This window comes from Streptomyces sp. NPDC107546, assembly GCF_055639175.1.
Window position 1 is genome coordinate 1 of the sequence record NZ_JBVKBA010000082.1, and the last position, 1,448, is coordinate 1,448.

At 69.0% G+C, this 1,448-nt stretch carries 2 protein-coding genes; one reads left to right on the top strand and one right to left on the bottom strand.

Annotation, left to right across the window (positions count from 1 at the left end; genetic code table 11):
* Window positions 1-100: 100 nt before the first annotated feature.
* Window positions 101-580 carry an ATP-binding protein gene (locus ACZ7L1_RS39210; protein ID WP_471444492.1) on the bottom strand — a complete coding sequence of 160 codons (480 nt, stop codon included), beginning with the start codon at window positions 578-580 and terminating at the stop codon, window positions 101-103.
* 162 nt (window positions 581-742) lie between these two features.
* On the opposite strand from ACZ7L1_RS39210, the gene ACZ7L1_RS39215 reads away from it, so the two are divergent.
* A complete protein-coding gene (locus ACZ7L1_RS39215; RefSeq protein ID WP_471444493.1) occupies window positions 743-1,120 on the top strand; it encodes an STAS domain-containing protein in 378 nt (125 codons plus the stop codon).
* Window positions 1,121-1,448: the final 328 nt, after the last annotated feature.

The following is a 1,448-nucleotide window of genomic DNA, read 5'->3' on the forward strand; positions in this document are numbered from 1 at the left end:
TCCCACTCTGCGTTCGTCAGGTCTCCGCGTCCCATGCAGTCAGCCTGCCCCCAACACCTCACTCGCGGAGGGAGATCCGAGAAACAGCGCCTAGGGGACGCTACAGGGGGCTTCGCCCTGCGATGGCGCCGCCTGGGTCGTCGAGCAGGGCGATGCGGGCGGTGATGCGTTTACCGACAGGCTCCCGCTGGACCTCGAAACCCTGAGCGACGGCCATCACGATCTCCAGCCCGTGCTGCCCCACCCGTCCGGCATCCGCGGCCCGGGCCACCGGCAGCACCGGCTCGGAGTCCCACACCACCACCTCGACCATGTCGCCGGCGATGCGCAGATCCATCAGCACCGGGCCGGGCGCGTACTTGCGGGCGTTGGTGACCAGCTCGCTCACCACCAGCTGGGTCAGGTCCACGGCGCGCTGCGAGACGGGCAGGCCCTGTTCGGCCTGTACCCGGGTGAGGAACTGCGCTGCCAGGTGGCGGGCCTGGGCGATGTCCGTGCCGTCGCCCTCCAGGGCCACCGTGGCCTGTATGGTCTGCTCGCCTGGTGCGGTGCCGTCCTCATTCACAGGGACTGGTTCCATCACGGCCCGCTTTCGCTACCCCGTTCACACCCCCGCGCGTACCCGCGTCCGCGCGGTACACGCTCCACTCTCCTGCCCCGGCTCCCCACCGGCACAGCAGCATCGCCCGGACGTGCAGGGCAGCACTTCGGGCCGAAGGTCTTGGTGTGCAAGTATCACCGAATGGCTGAGGGACGAATGACGGACACCGAGCAAGCCGAACGGGTCGGCGGGTTGTCGGTCGTGGCCACCGCCACGGACGGCGTCCGTGTGCTGACCCTGGCCGGGGAGATCGACCACCACACCGGCGACCGGTTGCGCGACGCCCTGGACGTCACCGGCACCACCCGACCCCGCATCGTTGTCGATATGCGCCGTGTCACCTTCATGGACTCCAGCGGCATCAACATCCTCATCGCCGCCTACCGGGCCGTCACCGAGGCCGGCGGCTGGCTCCGTCTGGCCGCACCCACCGAATCCGTCCTGCGCGTTCTGCATCTCGTCGGCATCGACGACATCATCGAATGCCGCCCCACCCTCCCCGAAGCCCTGGCTCCCTGACCCGCTCACCACCTTCACCGGCGCGCAGTACCCAAGTGGCTCACGGACCGCGTGGAAGACATCCGAGCATGTCCTGGACGCTGCCCGAGCCGATGCTCACCACCGCCGTGAACAACCCCGCCCTAACGCCGGGGTGGGCGGCCGAGCCGAAGTTGTGACTCCTCCCCCTCATGAATGAGGGGGCTTCTCGCTATGCCGGTGCGGCTTCGCGACGGACCAGCCCGGCCCGTAAGACATTGACAGCGCCCACCGTGTCCGCGTGCGCGTTGTGGCCGCAGGCGACGCAGTGGAACTTCTCCTGTGCGGGCCGGTTCTCCTTGGCGGTGTG

What these genes read in the sequence shown, in the direction of transcription:
- ACZ7L1_RS39210 (WP_471444492.1), bottom strand. Translation starts at nt 580, where the DNA reads ATGGAACCAGTCCCTGTGAATGAGGACGGCACCGCACCAGGCGAGCAG.
- ACZ7L1_RS39215 (WP_471444493.1), top strand. Translation starts at nt 743, where the DNA reads ATGGCTGAGGGACGAATGACGGACACCGAGCAAGCCGAACGGGTCGGC.